The sequence below is a fragment of the Pseudorhodoferax sp. Leaf274 genome (genome assembly GCF_001422445.1).
Taxonomy (GTDB): Bacteria; Pseudomonadota; Gammaproteobacteria; order Burkholderiales; family Burkholderiaceae_C; genus Pseudorhodoferax.
Window position 1 is genome coordinate 145153 of sequence record NZ_LMNA01000008.1, and the last position, 15507, is coordinate 160659.

Annotated in this window: 8 protein-coding genes; 7 read left to right on the forward strand and 1 reads right to left on the reverse strand. The window is 74.2% G+C overall.

Features of this window, described 5'->3' with window-relative positions:
• Window positions 1-57: 57 nt before the first annotated feature.
• Complete coding sequence (locus ASF44_RS33160) at window positions 58-1650, reverse strand: methyl-accepting chemotaxis protein (protein ID WP_056899598.1); 1593 nt, start codon at window positions 1648-1650, stop codon at window positions 58-60.
• A 289-nt stretch (window positions 1651-1939) separates the two neighbouring features.
• On the opposite strand from ASF44_RS33160, the gene ASF44_RS12645 reads away from it, so the two are divergent.
• From ASF44_RS12645 to ASF44_RS12675, 7 genes are all read left to right on the forward strand, one after another.
• A complete protein-coding gene (locus ASF44_RS12645; RefSeq protein ID WP_082524729.1) occupies window positions 1940-3307 on the forward strand; it encodes an efflux RND transporter periplasmic adaptor subunit in 1368 nt (455 codons plus the stop codon).
• A 2-nt stretch (window positions 3308-3309) separates the two neighbouring features.
• Window positions 3310-5505: a hypothetical protein gene (locus ASF44_RS12650; protein ID WP_056899573.1), complete on the forward strand. Its 2196-nt coding sequence runs from the start codon at window positions 3310-3312 to the stop codon at window positions 5503-5505.
• Complete coding sequence (locus tag ASF44_RS12655; protein WP_056899574.1) at window positions 5502-7574, forward strand: hypothetical protein; 2073 nt, start codon at window positions 5502-5504, stop codon at window positions 7572-7574. The genes ASF44_RS12650 and ASF44_RS12655 overlap by 4 nt, the downstream gene beginning before the upstream one ends.
• A 22-nt stretch (window positions 7575-7596) precedes the next feature.
• Complete coding sequence (locus tag ASF44_RS12660) at window positions 7597-8508, forward strand: efflux RND transporter periplasmic adaptor subunit (protein WP_162243805.1); 912 nt, start codon at window positions 7597-7599, stop codon at window positions 8506-8508.
• 5 nt (window positions 8509-8513) lie between these two features.
• Window positions 8514-13697, forward strand: coding sequence for a DUF4347 domain-containing protein (locus tag ASF44_RS12665; protein WP_056899576.1), 5184 nt, complete (start codon window positions 8514-8516; stop codon window positions 13695-13697).
• A gap of 38 nt (window positions 13698-13735) precedes the next feature.
• Window positions 13736-15250, forward strand: a complete 1515-nt coding sequence (locus ASF44_RS12670; protein WP_156374472.1) for a diguanylate cyclase — start codon at window positions 13736-13738, stop codon at window positions 15248-15250.
• Window positions 15247-15507 (forward strand): response regulator (locus ASF44_RS12675; protein ID WP_156374473.1); only part of this gene is annotated, 261 nt, incomplete at its 3' end. The genes ASF44_RS12670 and ASF44_RS12675, both read left to right, overlap by 4 nt.

Below are 15507 nucleotides of genomic sequence, written 5' to 3' on the forward strand. Positions count from 1 at the left end.
TCGACGACCAGCTGGCGCGCTTGCGGCAACCTGGCAGCGCCGCGCGCGCTGCAGTGTTCAGACAGATGGCAAGGCCAGCCTGGAGACGCCATGTCCGTCGAGCTGGAAGACACCCACGATCTGCGCCTGCTTGTGCGCCTCGGCGCGCAGCGAAGAAGCAGCGGCCGCCGCCTCCTCCACCAGTGCGGCGTTCTGCTGCGTGGTGCTGTCCATCTCGGTGATGGCGGTGTTGATCTGCTCCAGACCGCTGATCTGCTCGGCGCTTGCCGCGCTGATCTCGGCCATGATGCCGGTGATGCGCTCCACGCTCTGGACCACCTCGTCCATGGTGCTGCCGGCGCGGGCCACGAGCAGGCTGCCGGCCTCCACCTGCTGCACCGAATCGTGGATGAGGCCCTTGATCTCCTTGGCCGCTGCGGCCGAGCGCTGCGCCAGGCTGCGGACCTCCGAGGCCACCACCGCGAAGCCGCGTCCCTGCTCGCCGGCGCGTGCCGCCTCCACCGCCGCATTCAGCGCCAGGATGTTGGTCTGGAACGCGATGCCGTCGATCACCGCGATGATGTCCACCACCTTCCTGGACGAGGCGTTGATCGACTGCATGGTCTGCACCACCTCGCCGACCGCCTGGCCGCCGCGTTGGGCCACCTGCGCGGCCGCCTGCACCAGTTGGTTGGCCTGGCGCGCGCTGTCGCTGTTCTGGCGCACCGTGCCGGTCAGCTGCTCCATCGCCGCAGCCGTCTGCTGCAGCGCGCTGGCCTGGCGCTCGGTGCGCACCGACAGGTCGTCGTTGCCACGCGCGATCTCGTTGGTGGCGGTGGCGATGTTGTCGGCACCGGAACGCACCTCGCCCACGATGCGCTGCAGGCTGCCGTTCATCTCCTGCAGCGCGCGCAACAGCTGGTCCGGTTCGTCGGGGTAGCGCACGCGGATGCGGCTGTTCAGCACGCCCGAGGCCACCACCCGGGCCACCTCCACGGCATGGCGCAGCGGCGCCGTGATGCTGCGCGCGACCAGCAGCGCCACCACGACGGCCGCCACCATCGCCAGCACCATGATGCCCAGAAGCAGCGCCGAGTCGCGCCAGATCAGCGTGCGCGCCTCGCCTTCGTCGGTCGCCACGCGCTGGCTGGCCAGCACGACCACCTTGTCGATGGCGGCGCGGTGTGCCTCGTACGCCGCGTCCAGCCGCTGCAGTGCGGCAGCCACCTGGCCGGCGTCGCCCGCGCGTGCGGCGGGCACCAGCGCGTCGAAGGCCAGGCGGTAGAACTCCTGGGCCGGGCGGTAGGCATCGTCCAGCAGCAGCCGGCCCGTCTCGGGGTCCAATCCCTGCTTCTGCCAGAACGCATGGCGTGCGTCGAATTGCCCCTGGAGGCTGCGGATGCGCCCGGCCAGCGCCTGCTGCCGGGCCGCGTCCGGCGTGCGCGACAGCTGCAGCGCCAGCAGGTAGGACTCGATGATGTATTCGGGGGGCGGCAGGATGTCGGCGATCAGGTCCTTGCCCTGCACGATCCGGTCGTAGATCGGCCCGTTCACCTTGAGGGTGTCCAGCGTCTTGAAGGCCCAGGCGCCGGATAGCACGAAGCCCATGGCGAAGATGGCGATCAGCACGCCCAGCCGGGCGGACAGCTTCAGCTTTCTCAACACATGCATGCGCAGCACCTCTGATGCAGCAATTTGTAAGCGCATGATTCACCATTCCACATGGAATGTCCACAAAGACAAGCAGCACGGCGGGTGAGTGCTGCCCCATTCGATACACGGTGCTGTGACACGGACCGAAGGCAAACCAGGCCGTGCACACAAAGCAACGCCCCGGTATAAGTCGGATCAGCTGTTGCACAAAGCTGGACTTTCCCGCCATGAACCGCCCATCGCGCCCCTTCGGTCTCTCCGCCGCCGTGGCCGCGCACGGCGGGATCTGCATGGGCTGAGTGTGGCCATGGACCCGCGGATGCCCGACGCCCAGATCCTGGCGCTCGCCCTGCAGGCGACGGTCTTGGCGCATGGGCGGCTGCGCGAGGCGGCCACCGCCTTCGCCAGCGAGCTGGCCAACGGCAGGGGCTGTGCGCGGGTCGGTGTCGGCTTCGTGCGCGGCCACCAGGTCGAGCTGGTCGCCGTGTCGCACGGCAGCGGCGAGAACCTGCACCGCCAGGCCTTCAATGCGCTGACCGCCGCGATGGACGAAGCCGTGCAGCAGGGCGCCAGCGTGCACTGGCCGGCCGAGGGCGCGCCGGCCATCCGCCACGCCCACCGGTTGCTGCTGGGCGAGCGCGGCGGTGCCGTGGCCACCGTGCCCATCGTGCACCTGGGCCGCGCAGTCGGCGCCGTGACCTGCGAGTGGACCGGTGCGCCGCCCGGGCTGCCGGCCCTGGTGTCCGAGCTGGAGAACAACGTCAGCCTGGCCGGCCCGGTGCTGCACCTGATGGCCCAGCGCGAGCAACCCTGGCACCGGCGGCTGCGCCAGGGCGCGGGCCACGTGCCCGGGGCCGATGGCGGGCGGCGCCGCACGGCCTGGCTGCTGGCCGGCGCCGCCGTGGCGCTGGCCGGGCTGCTGGCCCTGCCGGTCGAGTACCGCGTGGGCGGCCACGCGCGGGTCGAAGGCCAGCAGATGCGCGCCATCGTCACCCCGGCCGACGGCTACCTGCAGGCCGTGCACGTGCGCCCGGGCGACCGCGTGCAGGCCGGCCAGCTGCTGCTGGAAATGTCCGACCAGGACCTGCAGCTGCAAAAGCGCAAGTGGAGCAGCGAGCTGGGCCAGCACGAGAGCGCCTACGCCAGCGCCCTGGCGCGCGCGGACCGCGCCGCCATGGTCATCGCGCTGGCGCGCATGGAGGAGGCCCGCGCCCACCTGGGGCTGGTCGAATCCGAGCTCGTGCGCGCACGCATCACGGCGCCGTTCGCGGGCATCGTCGTCGACGGCGACCTGAGCCAGTCGCTCGGCGCGCCGCTGGAGCGCGGCAAGCCGCTGCTGCAGCTGGCGCCGCTGGACCGCTACCGCGTCATGCTGCAGGTGGACGAACGCGACATCGGCCGCGTCCGCGTCGGCCAGCGCGGCCAGCTGTCCCTGTCGGCGCTGCCCTGGGATGCGCTGCCGATCCGCGCCGTGCGCATCACGCCCCTGGCCCGGCCCGCAGAGGGCCGCAACGTGTTCGAGGTCGAGACCGACATCACGGCCGACGCCGAACGCATCCGCCCCGGCCTGGAAGGCGTGGGCAAGCTGGACACCGGCCGCGCCGCGCTGGGCTGGGTCTGGTTCCACGGCGTGGCCGACTGGCTGCGCCTGGCCCTGTGGTCCTGGGCGGTGTAGCCATGCAGCGGCCCGGCTCCCGCGAGGCTGGCGCGCCCAGCGCAGGCGCCGCGCAGGAATCGTTGTTCAACCCGCGCTGGCACCGCGTGGCCGGGCTGCGGCCGCAGCTGCGGCCCCACGCCGAGCTGCGGCTGCAGGTGCAACGCGGCACGCCCTTTCATGTGCTGCGCGACCTCACCAACGACAACGCGCTGCGCCTGAACGGCGCTGCCTACGCCTTCGTCGGCCGCTGCGACGGCCAGTCCAGCGTGCAGCAGATCTGGGACGCCATGCTGGCCGCGCACCCCGAGCAGGCCGTCACGCAGACCGAGGTCATCGAAATGCTGGTCGGCCTGCACGGGCGCAACCTGATGCAGTTCGACGTCACGCCCGACGTGGAGAACCTGTTCCACGCGCAGGACCGGCGCCGCCGCAGGCGCCGCGTCGGCGGCGTCAACCCGCTGGCCTTCCGCCTGCCGCTGGGCAACCCCGCGCGGCTGCTGGCGCCGCTGCGCCCGCTCGGGCCGTGGCTGTTCTCGCGCACCGGCCTCGCGCTGTGGCTGGCCGCCGTGCTGCCGGCGCTGCTGGCCGCCGCCATGCATGCGGACGAACTCGCGCGCGAGGCCGGCAAGGTGCTGGGCTCGCCCGGCTACGTGCTGCTGGCCTGGCTGTGCTACCCCATCGTCAAGGGCCTGCACGAGGCCGCCCACGCGCTGGCGCTGCAGCGCTACGGCGGCGAGGTGCACCAAGCCGGCGTGACGCTGATCGCGCTGAGCCCGGTGCCCTTCGTCGATGCCTCCGCCGCCGAAGGCCTGCGCCAGCGCGGCCAGCGCGCGCTGGTCAGCGCCGCCGGCATCCTGGCCGAGCTGGCCATCGCCGCGCTGGCCATGGGCGTGTGGCTGGCGGTGCAGCCCGGCCTGCTGCGCGACCTGGCCTTCATCGCCATGCTGACCGGCGCGCTGTCGACCGTGCTGACCAACGGCAACCCGCTGCTGCGCTACGACGGCTACTTCGTGCTGTGCGACCTGCTGGACCTGCGCAACCTGGCCACGCGCAGCGGGCGCTGGTGGTCCGAGGCGCTGGGCCAGCGGCTATTCGGCGTGCGCCTGCGCGCACCGGTGGAGCCGCTGCCCGGCGAACGCGTCTGGCTGCAGCTGTACGCCCCGCTCTCCTGGACGTACCGCGTGGTGCTGTCCGTCGTCGTCGGTCTGTGGCTGGGCGGCTTCTCGGCCGCGCTGGGCGCGGCCGCCCTGGCCCTGCTGCTGGGTGCCAACATCCTGGTGCCGCTGCGGGGCATGCTGCAGATGCTGGGGCTGTCCACGCGCGAGGACGCCGAGCGCCGGCGCGCCTGGCTGCGCGCCAGCCTGGTTGGCGCGGCGCTCGCGGCGTTCGCCACGCTGGTGCCGCTGCCACAGTCCAGCGTGGCCGAGGGCGTGGTCTGGCTGCCCGAGAACGCCCAGCTGCGCGCCGGCACCGACGGCTTCATCGCCGCGCTGGACGCCGGCAACGGCCAGCAGGTGCGGGCCGGCGCGCGCATCGCGCTGCTGGACGACCCGGTGCTGCCGGCCCGGCGCGCCACGCTGGCCGGCGACGTGGCCGAAGCCGACGTGCGCCTGTTCCAGGCCATCGACCGCGCGCCGCAGGACGCGCCCGACCTGCGCCAGCGCCTGGCCTACCACGAGGCCGAGCTGGCGCGGCTGGACCAGCGCCTGGCCGTGCGCGCGGTGACGGCGCAGGCAGACGGCCAGCTCGTGCTGCAGGCGCAGGACCAGCTCGTCGGCCAGTTCCGCCACCGCGGCGAGACCATCGGTCATGTGCTGACGGCCGCGCCGACCACGGTGCGCCTGGCCCTGCCCCAGCAGCAGGCCGAGCTGGTGCGCGGCCGCTCCCGGGGCATCGCCGTGCGGCTGCTCGACAACCCGGGCCAGGCCTACACCGGCCGCATCGCGCTGCGCGTGCCCGGCACGCTGAACCAGCTGCCCAGCGCCGCGCTCGGCGAAGCCTTCGGCGGGCGCATCGCCACCGACCCGGGCGACCCGGACGGCCTGCGCACGCGCCAGCCGGTGGTGGTGATGGACATCGACCTGGACACCCGCGCCAGCCCGCGCTTCGGCACGCGGGCGCTGGTGCGCTTCGACCATGGCACGGCGCCGCTCGCGCAGCAGGCGCTGCGCGGCCTGCAGCAGCTGCTGCTGGGCCACTTCAATCCGAGAACATGAACGCCGCCATGCACGCTGCGATGCATCCCGCGCTGGCCCTGCCCGCCCCCGGCATGCGCTGGGGCAGCTACCCCGAACGGCCCGAGCCGCCCGGCGGGCGCAGCTGGCGCCGCGGCCTGCCGCTGCCGTTCACGCTGCACTGGCCCGGTGCCTGGCGCCGGCGTGCGCAGGCGGTGTGGCAGCAGGCCGCGCAGTGGCAGGCACTCGCCGACCCCGCCTTCGCCGCGCTGCGCGAGGGCATCCAGCAGCAGCTGCTGCAAGGCGGCCTGGACGGCGTGGCCGCCAGCCAGGCGCTGGCCTACGTGGCCGAGGCCGCACGCCGCAGCCTGGGCCGCCAAGCCTACGTCACCCAACTCATGGCCGCGCTCGCGCTGCTGCGCGGCCACCTGGCCGAGATGGCCACCGGCGAAGGCAAGTCGCTGGCCGCCGCGCTGGCGGCCGGCGTCGCCGCGCTCGCCGGCATCCCGGTGCACGTGCTGACCGCCAACGACTACCTGGTGCAGCGCGATGCCGAGACCTTCACGCCGCTGTACCGGCGCCTGCACCTGCGCTGCGCCTGGGTCGGCGCGCGCCACGGCGAGGCCGAGCGCCGCCACGCCTACGCCGCCGACGTGGCCTACGCCACCGCGCGCGAGGCCGCCTTCGACTACCTGCGCGACCGCATGCGCCACGGCACCGGCAGCGCGCCGCTGCAGCAGCGCGCGCGCGCCCTGGCCGGCCAGCAGGGCGACGGGCCGGTGCTGCGCGGCCTGTGCATGGCCGTCATCGACGAGGCCGACAGCATCCTGATCGACGAGGCGCAGATGCCGCTGGTGCTCGCGCGCGAGGTGGCCGACCCGGCCGCCCGCGCCTTCCTGTGGCAGGCCTGGGCGCTGTCGGGCCGGCTCGTGGCGGGGCAGGACTTCACGCTCGAGGGCGCGCCCGCGCGCGCCGTGCTGCACCCGGCCGGCCTGGAGCGGCTGGCGCGGCTGGCCGCGGGCCTGGGGCCGCTGTGGGTCAACGCCCAGCACCGCGCCGAGACCGTGACCACCGCGCTCACCGCGCGCCACCTGCTGCAGCGCGACCGCGACTACCTGGTGGTGCCGGGCGATGCCGCGCAGCGCAGCCCGCCCGCGATCGCCATCGTCGACGGGCTGTCCGGCCGCCTCGCCGAAGGCCGGCGCTGGTCGCGCGGGCTGCATGGCCTGGTGGCGCTCAAGGAGGGCATCGCCATGCCGCCCGAGTCCGAGACGCTGCTGCAGATGACCTACCAGCGCTTCTTCCGCCGCTACCACCGCCTGTGCGGCATGAGCGGCACGCTGGCCGAGGGCCGCACCGAGCTGCGCCAGCTGTATGGCTGCAGCCTGCTGCGCGTGCCGCTGCGACTGCCCGACCGCAGCACCGCCTGGCCGCTGCGCTGCTATGCCGACGAGGCCGCACGGCAGCAGGCCGCCGTGGCGCGCATCCAGGCCCTGTCCGCGGCCGGGCGGCCCGTGCTGGTCGGTTGCGACTCGGTGGCCGCCAGCGAGGCCATGGGCGCCGCCCTGGCCGCCGCCGGCGTCGCGCACCAGGTGCTGCATGCGCGGCTGGACGCGGCCGAGGCCGCCATCGTGGCCCGGGCAGGCAGGCACGGCCAGGTCACGGTGGCCACCAACATGGCCGGCCGCGGCACCGACATCCACCTGGACGCGCTGGCCCTGGCGGCCGGCGGCCTGCACGTGCTGAGCTGCCAGCACAACGCGTCGCGCCGGCACGACCGCCAGCTCTGCGGCCGCGCCGCGCGCCAGGGCCAGCCCGGCAGTCACGAGACCTGGCTGGTGCCCCGGCCGCCGCCGGCCGCGGCAGATGGACAAGCCGGTGGCAGCGGCGCCCGGCTGTCCGGCCTCCACCGACTGCTGCGCCTGCTGCGCCGCGTGCCCGGCAGCATGCGCGCCGACGGCAGCACCGCCCTGCCGCAGCCGCTGCTGGCCTGGGCCCTGCGGCACGAGCAGGGCCGCACCGAACGGCTGCAGGCCCGGCGGCGGCGCCAGCTGTTCCAGCACGACATCCGTTTCGACGCCAGCCTGTGCTTCACAGGCCAGCGCCGCTGAACCCGCTTCCGCGAGCCCTTCCATGCCGATGCCCCTCCCCCCGACGATGCATGCGCGGCCACGCCGCGGCGCCCTGCCCGGGCTGGCCCTGCTGGCCGCCCTGCTGGCCCCGGCCAGCCAGGCCCAGCCAGTGCAGCAGGCGCCGCAGGCGCTCGCCTGCCTGATCCAGCCAGCCCAGGTGGCCGAGGTCGGCAGTGCGGTGATCGGCGTGGTGCAGACCCTGCAAGCCGACCGCGGCGACCGCGTGCGCCGGGGCCAGGTGCTGGCCACGCTGCGCTCGGACGTCGAGCGCGCCAGCGCCGAGGCCGCCCAGTCGCGCGCCGGCAGCCTGGGCGAATTGCGCGGCGCCGTGGCCGCGCTCGAACTGGCCGAACTGCGGCGCGACCGCGCGCGTTCGCTCAAGGACGAGAACTTCGTCTCGGCCCAGGCGCTGGAGCAGGCCGAGGCCGAATTCCGCGTCGCGCGCGAACGCGTGGCCCAGGTGCGCGAGGCGCTGCGCACCGCCACGCACGAGGTCGGCACCTCCGAGGCCCAGCTGGCCCAGCGCACGCTGCGCGCACCGTTCGACGGCGTGGTGGTCGAGCGCTACGCCAACCTGGGCGAGCGCTTCGAGGAAAAGGCCCTGTTCCGCATCGCCGCCGTCGCCACCCTGCGCGTGGAGGTGGTCGCCCCGCTGCCGCTGTTCGGCCAGCTCCAGCCCGGGCAGAAGATCCAGGTGACGCCCGAGCTGCCGGGCGCAGCCGTGCGCACCGCCAGCATCGTGCAGATCGACCAGGTGCTGGACCCGGCCAGCAACACCTTCCGGCTGCGGCTGGACCTGCCCAACGCCGACGGCAAGCTGCCCGCCGGCCTGCGCTGCCGCGCCGACCTGGGCGGGGCTGCCCAGGCGGCCCCGCCGGCCGCCCCGGTGATCGGCGCCGCCTCCACGCGCTGAACGCCATGCCATCGCCGCCGCGCCAGCGTCCGCTGCTCGAAGACATCGAGCGGCGCATCCTGTACTCGGCCGACACGCCGGCCGGGGCGCTGGCCGCCGCGCTGCCCCATGCCGAGCCCCGGGCCGAGCAGGCCGAGGCCCACCCCACGGCGCCCGCGCAGCCGGCGGTGGAGCTGGTGGTGCTGGACGAGCGCGTACCCGACGCCGACGCGCTGCTGCAAGGCCTGGCCACCCAGGCCGCCGAAGGCCGGCACCTCGCGGTGGTGCGCGTCGGCGCGGAAGAAGACGGCGTGGCCGCCATCGCCGCCGCCCTGGCCGGCCGCAGCGATGTGGCGGCGCTGCACATCGTGAGCCACGGCGGCGCCGGCGAGGTGCAGCTGGGCCGGGGCGCGCTGGACAACGAGGCCCTGCTCGCGCGCGCGCCCGACATCGCCGGCTGGGGCAGCCACCTGGCCCGGGGCGCCGACATCCTGCTGTACGGCTGCGACGTGGCCAGCGACGCCAACGGCCGCGCCCTCGTACAGGGCCTGGCCGCGCTCACCGGCGCCGACGTGGCCGCATCCACCGACGCCACCGGTGCCGCCACGCTGGGCGGCAACTGGCAGCTGGAGATGCAGACCGGCCACATCGAGGCCCAATTGGCCTTCGGCCTGCAGGCACAGGCCCGGTGGCAGGGCCTGCTGGCCACCTACACCGTGACCAGCACGGCCGACAGCGGCGCCGGCTCGCTGCGCCAGGCCATCCTTGACGCCAACAACACCCCTGGCGCCGACACCATCGGCTTCGCCATCGCCGGCACGGGGGTGCACACCATCGCGCTGGCCTCGGCGCTGCCGGCGATCACCAGGCCCGTGGTCATCGACGGCACCACCGACACCGCAAGCTTCGCGGCCAACGGCGGCCGGCCGGCCATCGTGCTGGACGGCGGCGACGGCAACTACACCGGCCTGGTGCTGGCCGCAGGCTCCGGCGGCAGCACGATCCGGGGGCTGGTGATCACCAACTTCCAGCAAGGCGGCATCGGCATCGCCACGGGCTCCGACGGCAACACCATCGCCGGCAACTACATCGGCGCGCTGGACGCCAGCGGCACGGAAGCCGCCACCACGGTCGGCAGCAACTCGGCCAGCGCGGTCGAGGTCGGCAGCGCGGGCAACACCATCGGCGGGCTCACGGCGGCGGACCGCAACGTGATCGCCGGAGCGCGCTCGCGCGCCATCCGCATCGGCGGTGCCGTGGCCGTAGGCAACACCGTCATCGGCAACTACATCGGCACCGACGCGAGCGGCACCACCGCACTGGGCAACGGTTTCTGGGGCGTGGACATCAATGTCTCGGCCAGCGGCACGACGGTGGGCGGCACCAGCGCGGCGCAGCGCAACGTCATCGCGGACAACGGCGACGGTGTCGCGATCAACGACGCGACCGGCACCACGGTGCAGGGCAACTACATCGGCGTAGGCGCGGATGGCACCACGGCACTGGGCAACGGCAGCGGCATCCAGGTGTTCGGCACGACGGCCGGCACGCTGATCGGCGGAACCGCGGCCGGCGCCGGCAACGTGGTCGCCCACAACGGCGACGCCGGCATCGTGCTCGCCGACGCCGACAGCCTGGCCACGGTGCTGGGCAACCGGGTCTTCGCGAACGCCGGCCTGGGCATCGACCTGGCCTGGGACGGCGTGACCGCCAACGACACGGGCGACGCCGACAGCGGCCCCAACCAGCTGCAGAACTTCCCGGTGCTGGCATCGGCGAGCCTGGCGGGCGACCAGTTCACGGTGGCGGGCAGCCTCGACAGCGAGGCGGGCAAGACCTACCGCATCGAGTTCTTCGGCATTCCCTATGGCAGCGCGGACGGCAGCGGCCACGGCGGGGGCAATGTGTTCCTGGGTTTCGTGGACGTCACGACCGACGGCAGCGGCCATGCCGGCATCCAGGCCACGCTCGCGGCGTCCGGGTTGGCGGGCGGTGCCTACGTCACGGCCACGGCCACCGAGCAGACCGGGGCCGGCATCTATGGCGCCACCTCGGAGTTCTCGGCCAACGTGCAGGCCAACACGGCGCCGGTGCTCACGGTGGCGGCCAACGCGGCCTACACCGAGAAAGGCACTGCGGTGGCGCTGGCGCCCGCGGCCACCGTGGTGGACACCGAATTGGCCGCCGCCGGGAACTATGCCGGCGCCACGCTCACGCTGGCGCGCAGCGGCGGCGCCAACGCCGAGGACACGTTCGCGGCCACGGGCGGCACGCTGGCGGCGCTGGCGCAGGGCGCCAGCCTGGTCTACGGCGGCACGACGGTCGGCACGGTGGCCATCAACAGCGGCGGCACGCTGGTGCTGGACTTCAACGGCAACGCCACGCAGGCGCTGGTCGACGACGTGCTGCGCGCCATCGGCTATGCCAACAGCAGCGCAGCACCGCCGGCATCGGTGCAGCTGGCCTGGTCGTTCAGCGACGGCAACACCGGCGCGCAGGGCGCAGGCGGCGCGCTGGCCGGCTCGGGCAGCACCACCGTCGGCATCACGGCGGTCAACGACGCGCCGGCCGGCGCCGACGCGCGCGTGGCCACGCCGCAGGACACCGCGTACACCTTCACCGCGGCCGACTTCGGCTTCAGCGACGTGGACGGCAACGCCCTGCAGGCCGTGCGCATCGCCACCGTCCCGGGCGCCGGCAGCCTGACGCTCGGCGGGGTGGCCGTGGCAGCCGGCCAGGCCATCGGCGTGGCCGACATCGACGCCGGCAACCTGCGCTTCACGCCGGCGGCCCGTGCCAGCGGCGCGGGCTATGCAAGCTTCACCTTCCAGGTGCAGGACGATGGCGGCACGGCGCTTGGCGGCGTCGACACCGACCCCGTGCCGCGCACCTTGGCCATCGACGTGACGCGCGTGAACGCCCCACCCGTGATCACCAGCAACGGCGGCGGTGCGAGCGCGGCCATCGCCGTCGCCGAGAACACCACCGCGGTGACGACCGTCACCGCCACCGATGTCGACGGCCCCGGCCTGGGCTACACGATCAGCGGCGGGGCCGACGCCGCGCTGTTCACCATCGACGCGGGCACGGGCGTGCTGCGCTTCCTCGCGCCGCCGGACCACGAGCGCCCGGCCGACGCGGGCGGCGGCAACGTCTACCACGTGGTGGTGCGGGCCAGCGACGGCAGCGCCTTCGCCACGCAGGCCATCGCGGTGACGGTGACCGACGTGGACGAGGCACCCGTGGGTGCGGTGGTCGACGCCGACCCTGCTGCGAACCAGGTGGCCGGCCATGCGGCCCACGGCACGCCGGTCGGCATCACCGCGCATGCCGTCGACCCCGATGGCACGGCCACGGTGGGCTACAGCCTTGCGGACGACGCAGGCGGCCGCTTCGCGATCGACGCCGTGACCGGCGTGGTGACGGTGGCCGACGGCACGCTGCTGCAGGGCGCCGACGGCTTCACCATCCAGGTGCTCGCCACATCGACGGACGGCAGCACCAGCACGGTGGCGTTCGACGTGGCCGTGGTCTCCACCGACACGCAGGCACCGGTGATCACCAGCCCCGCCAGCGTGGCCGTGCCCGAGAACACCGCCAGCGTGCTGCAGGTCACCGCCCGCGACGCCGATTCGCCGGCCGGCGCACTGGTGTTCAGCATCGCCGGCGGGGCCGATGCGGCGCGCTTCGCCATCGACGCGCGGACGGGTGCGCTGCGCTTCATCGCCGCGCCGGACTTCGAGATGCCGGCCGACGCCGATGGCGACAACCTGTACGTGCTGCGCGTGCGCGTGAGCGATGGGCGCCAGTCCAGCGAGCAGGCGCTGGCGGTGCAGGTGACGCCCGTCAACGACAACGTGCCGCGCTTCACCACGCCGGGCGGCGTGGTCGAGGTGCTGCCAGGCCATGTGGAGGTCATCCGCGTGCAGGCCACGGACGACGACCTCCCGGCCCAGGCGCTGCGCTACGCCATCGTGGGCGGCGCCGACGCGGCGCGCTTCGCGGTCGATGCGCAGACGGGCGCGCTGCGCTGGGCCGCGGCGCCGGATGGCGAGGCTCCTGGCGGCGCTGCTGGCCCGCGCGACTACGCCGTGGTGGTCGGCGTCAGCGACGGCCTGTACGGTGCGCAGCTGGCCTTGACGGTGCACGTGCGCGATGTGGCCGGTACGGCGCTGCCCGGGGGCACCGTGCAGGTCAGCGTGCCCGAGCAGCAGACCGCCGTGACGACCGTCACGGCTACCGGCACGGACGGCCAGCCGCTGCAGTACGCGCTGGCCGGCGGTGCCGATGCGGCGCTGTTCGACATCGACGCGGCCACCGGCCGGCTGTGGTTCCGCGAACCGCCCTGGTTCACGCTGCCGCGCGACGCCGACCGCGACAACCTCTACGAGGTGCTGGTGCGCGTCAGCGACGGCGACCGCACGGGCGACTACCGGATCCTGGTGACCGTGACGGGCCATCCCGTCGAACCGCAAGCCCCATTGCCGGCCGCGCCCGTTGCCGGCACCACGCCACCTGCCGTGCTGCAGGTGCTGCCGGCGTTGCCTGCGGCAGGCACCGGCCAGGGCGTCGGCAGCGCATCCACGCCGGCGGGCAGGACAGGCCAGGGCGGCCTGGCGCTCGCGGGCGGCCCCGCGGCGGTGGAGGCCAACCAGGTGCCCGGCACCCGGCCTGCCCCCGGCGTGCTGCTGGCGCCGGCCACGCAGCAGCCGCTGCCGGCCGACCTGTTGCCGCGGGTGCCATGGCGCCAGTTCACGTTCCACGCCACCTGGGCCGAGGCCGGCACCGCCGACCTGCTGCTGCCCGCCCTGCTGGGCAGCCAGCCCGCCACGGGCGCGGCGCTGGCCGGCCGCGGCGCGCCGCCCGGTGGCGTGCCGGTGGTCGCCGGCGCGGCCGAAGACACGCGGGGCAGTGCGCTGCAGGCCAGCGCCGTGCTCGACCAGGCCCTGGCCGGCGGCATCGCCATCGGCCTGGGGGCCGCCTTCTGGGCCAGCCGCGGCAGCGCGCTGCTGGCCAGCCTGCTGGCGATGTCGCCGGCCTGGGCCGGCATGGACCCGCTGCCCGTGCTGGACCGGCGCCAGCGCGGTGCGCGCGACCCGCGCGCGCAGCCACCGCTGGCCGGCGACGCACAGGACGACCAGGCCCGCAGCGCCGCACCCGAGGCTGCCCGGAGCAAGGACGGTGCGGCCGTGCCGGAGGACGGCACGTGAAGCCGATGGGACGGTGGCGCCAGCCGTTCACACCTGCCGTGCGCATCGCACTCGGGATGGTGTCGCTCATGGTCACGCTGGTGCTGGTCGCCGAAATGTTCACGGGCTACCCGAGCGACCGTGGCGAGCTGGTGCGCCACCACCATGCCCAGGTGGCCCATGCCCTGGGCCTGGACGTGGCCAGCGCGCTGAGCACCGGCGGCCAGGGCGCCCCGCAGCTGCAGCGCGTGCTGGCCGATGCCCGTGCGCGCGAACCGCGGCTGCTGTCGGCCAGCGTGCTCGACACCCAGGGCCGGGTGCTGGGCCAGGTCGGCAACCACCAGCAGGGCTGGCACCTGGAACCCGGCGCCAGCTCCACGCTGGACAACATCCGCATCCCGCTGCTGGTGGGTGGCCAGCGCTGGGGCGAGGTGCAGGTCGTCATGCAGCCGCTGTACCCCACCACGCTGGCCGGCTGGCTGCGCGAGCCGCTGGTGCACTGGCTGGCCTTCATCTCCGTGGTCGGCCTGGTGGTCTATTCGCTCTACCTGCGCCGCGTGCTGCGCCACCTGGACCCCAACGCCGCGGTGCCCGAGCGCGTGCGCACGGCCTTCGACACGCTGACCGAGGGCGTGCTGGTGCTGGACACCGTGGGCCGCGTGATGCTGGCCAACCGGGCCTTCACGCACGTCGATGGCCAAGACGCCAAGGCCCTGACCGGCCGGGACGCCGCGGATCTGCGCTGGCTGCTGGACAGCCTGCCGGCCGGGCGCCGCAACCCGACGCCCTGGCGCCAGGCCGTGCACGACAAGGCGCCCGTGCTGGGCGTACCGCTGCATGTGGTGCGCGCGCAGCAGCCCACGCTGCGGCTGGTGCTGAACTGCTCGCCCATCGCCGACAACGGCCGCGTGCGCGGCTGCCTGGCGAGCTTTGCCGACGTCACCGAACTGCAGGAACGCACCGAACGCCTGCGCGTGGCGCTGGAGGACCTGGGCGCCTCGCAGAAGGAGATCGAACGCAAGAACGAGGAGCTGACGCTGCTGGCCACGCGCGACGCGCTGACCGGCATCTTCAACCGCCGTTCGCTGATGCAGCAGGCCGAACAGTGCTTCGCCGATGCGCGGGCCGGCGGCACCCCGCTGGCCTGCATCATGTGCGACATCGACCACTTCAAGTCCGTCAACGACAGGTATGGCCATGGCGGCGGCGACCAGGTGATCCAGGGCGCCGCCAAGGCGCTGAGCCGGGGGCTGCGGCTGCACGACTTCGTCGGCCGCTACGGCGGCGAGGAGTTCTGCGTGGTGCTGCCCGGCAGCACGCTGGCGCAGGCGCGCGAGGTCGCCGAGCGGCTGCGCGAGGACACGGCGGCCAACCTCGGCGCGTCGCTGCGCGAGCACCCCGGCGTGCGGGTGACGATGAGCTTCGGCGTGGCCGAGCTGGAGCCGGCCATGGCCGACCCGGCCAGCCTCATCGACCTGGCCGACCAGGCGCTCTACCACTCCAAGAAGAACGGCCGCAACCGCGTGACCGCGTGGCGCACCGATGACACCGACACGGCAGGAGCCTGTGCATGACCGACACCCCCATCCCCCATGCCAAGCCCACCGTGCTGGTCGTGGACGACACGCCGGACAACCTGTCGCTGATGAGCGCGCTGCTCAAGGACCTGTACAAGGTCAAGGTGGCCAACCACGGCGAGCGCGGCCTGCGCATCGCCAACGCCGAGCCGCCSCCGGACCTGATCCTGCTGGACATCATGATGCCGGACATCGACGGCTACGAGGTCTGCGCGCGGCTCAAGGCCGAGCCGCGCACGCGCGACATCCCGGTG

What these genes read in the sequence shown, in the direction of transcription:
- ASF44_RS33160 (WP_056899598.1), bottom strand. Translation starts at nt 1,650, where the DNA reads ATGCATGTGTTGAGAAAGCTGAAGCTGTCCGCCCGGCTGGGCGTGCTG.
- ASF44_RS12645 (WP_082524729.1), top strand. Translation starts at nt 1,940, where the DNA reads ATGGACCCGCGGATGCCCGACGCCCAGATCCTGGCGCTCGCCCTGCAG.
- ASF44_RS12650 (WP_056899573.1), top strand. Translation starts at nt 3,310, where the DNA reads ATGCAGCGGCCCGGCTCCCGCGAGGCTGGCGCGCCCAGCGCAGGCGCC.
- ASF44_RS12655 (WP_056899574.1), top strand. Translation starts at nt 5,502, where the DNA reads ATGAACGCCGCCATGCACGCTGCGATGCATCCCGCGCTGGCCCTGCCC.
- ASF44_RS12660 (WP_162243805.1), top strand. Translation starts at nt 7,597, where the DNA reads ATGCCGATGCCCCTCCCCCCGACGATGCATGCGCGGCCACGCCGCGGC.
- ASF44_RS12665 (WP_056899576.1), top strand. Translation starts at nt 8,514, where the DNA reads ATGCCATCGCCGCCGCGCCAGCGTCCGCTGCTCGAAGACATCGAGCGG.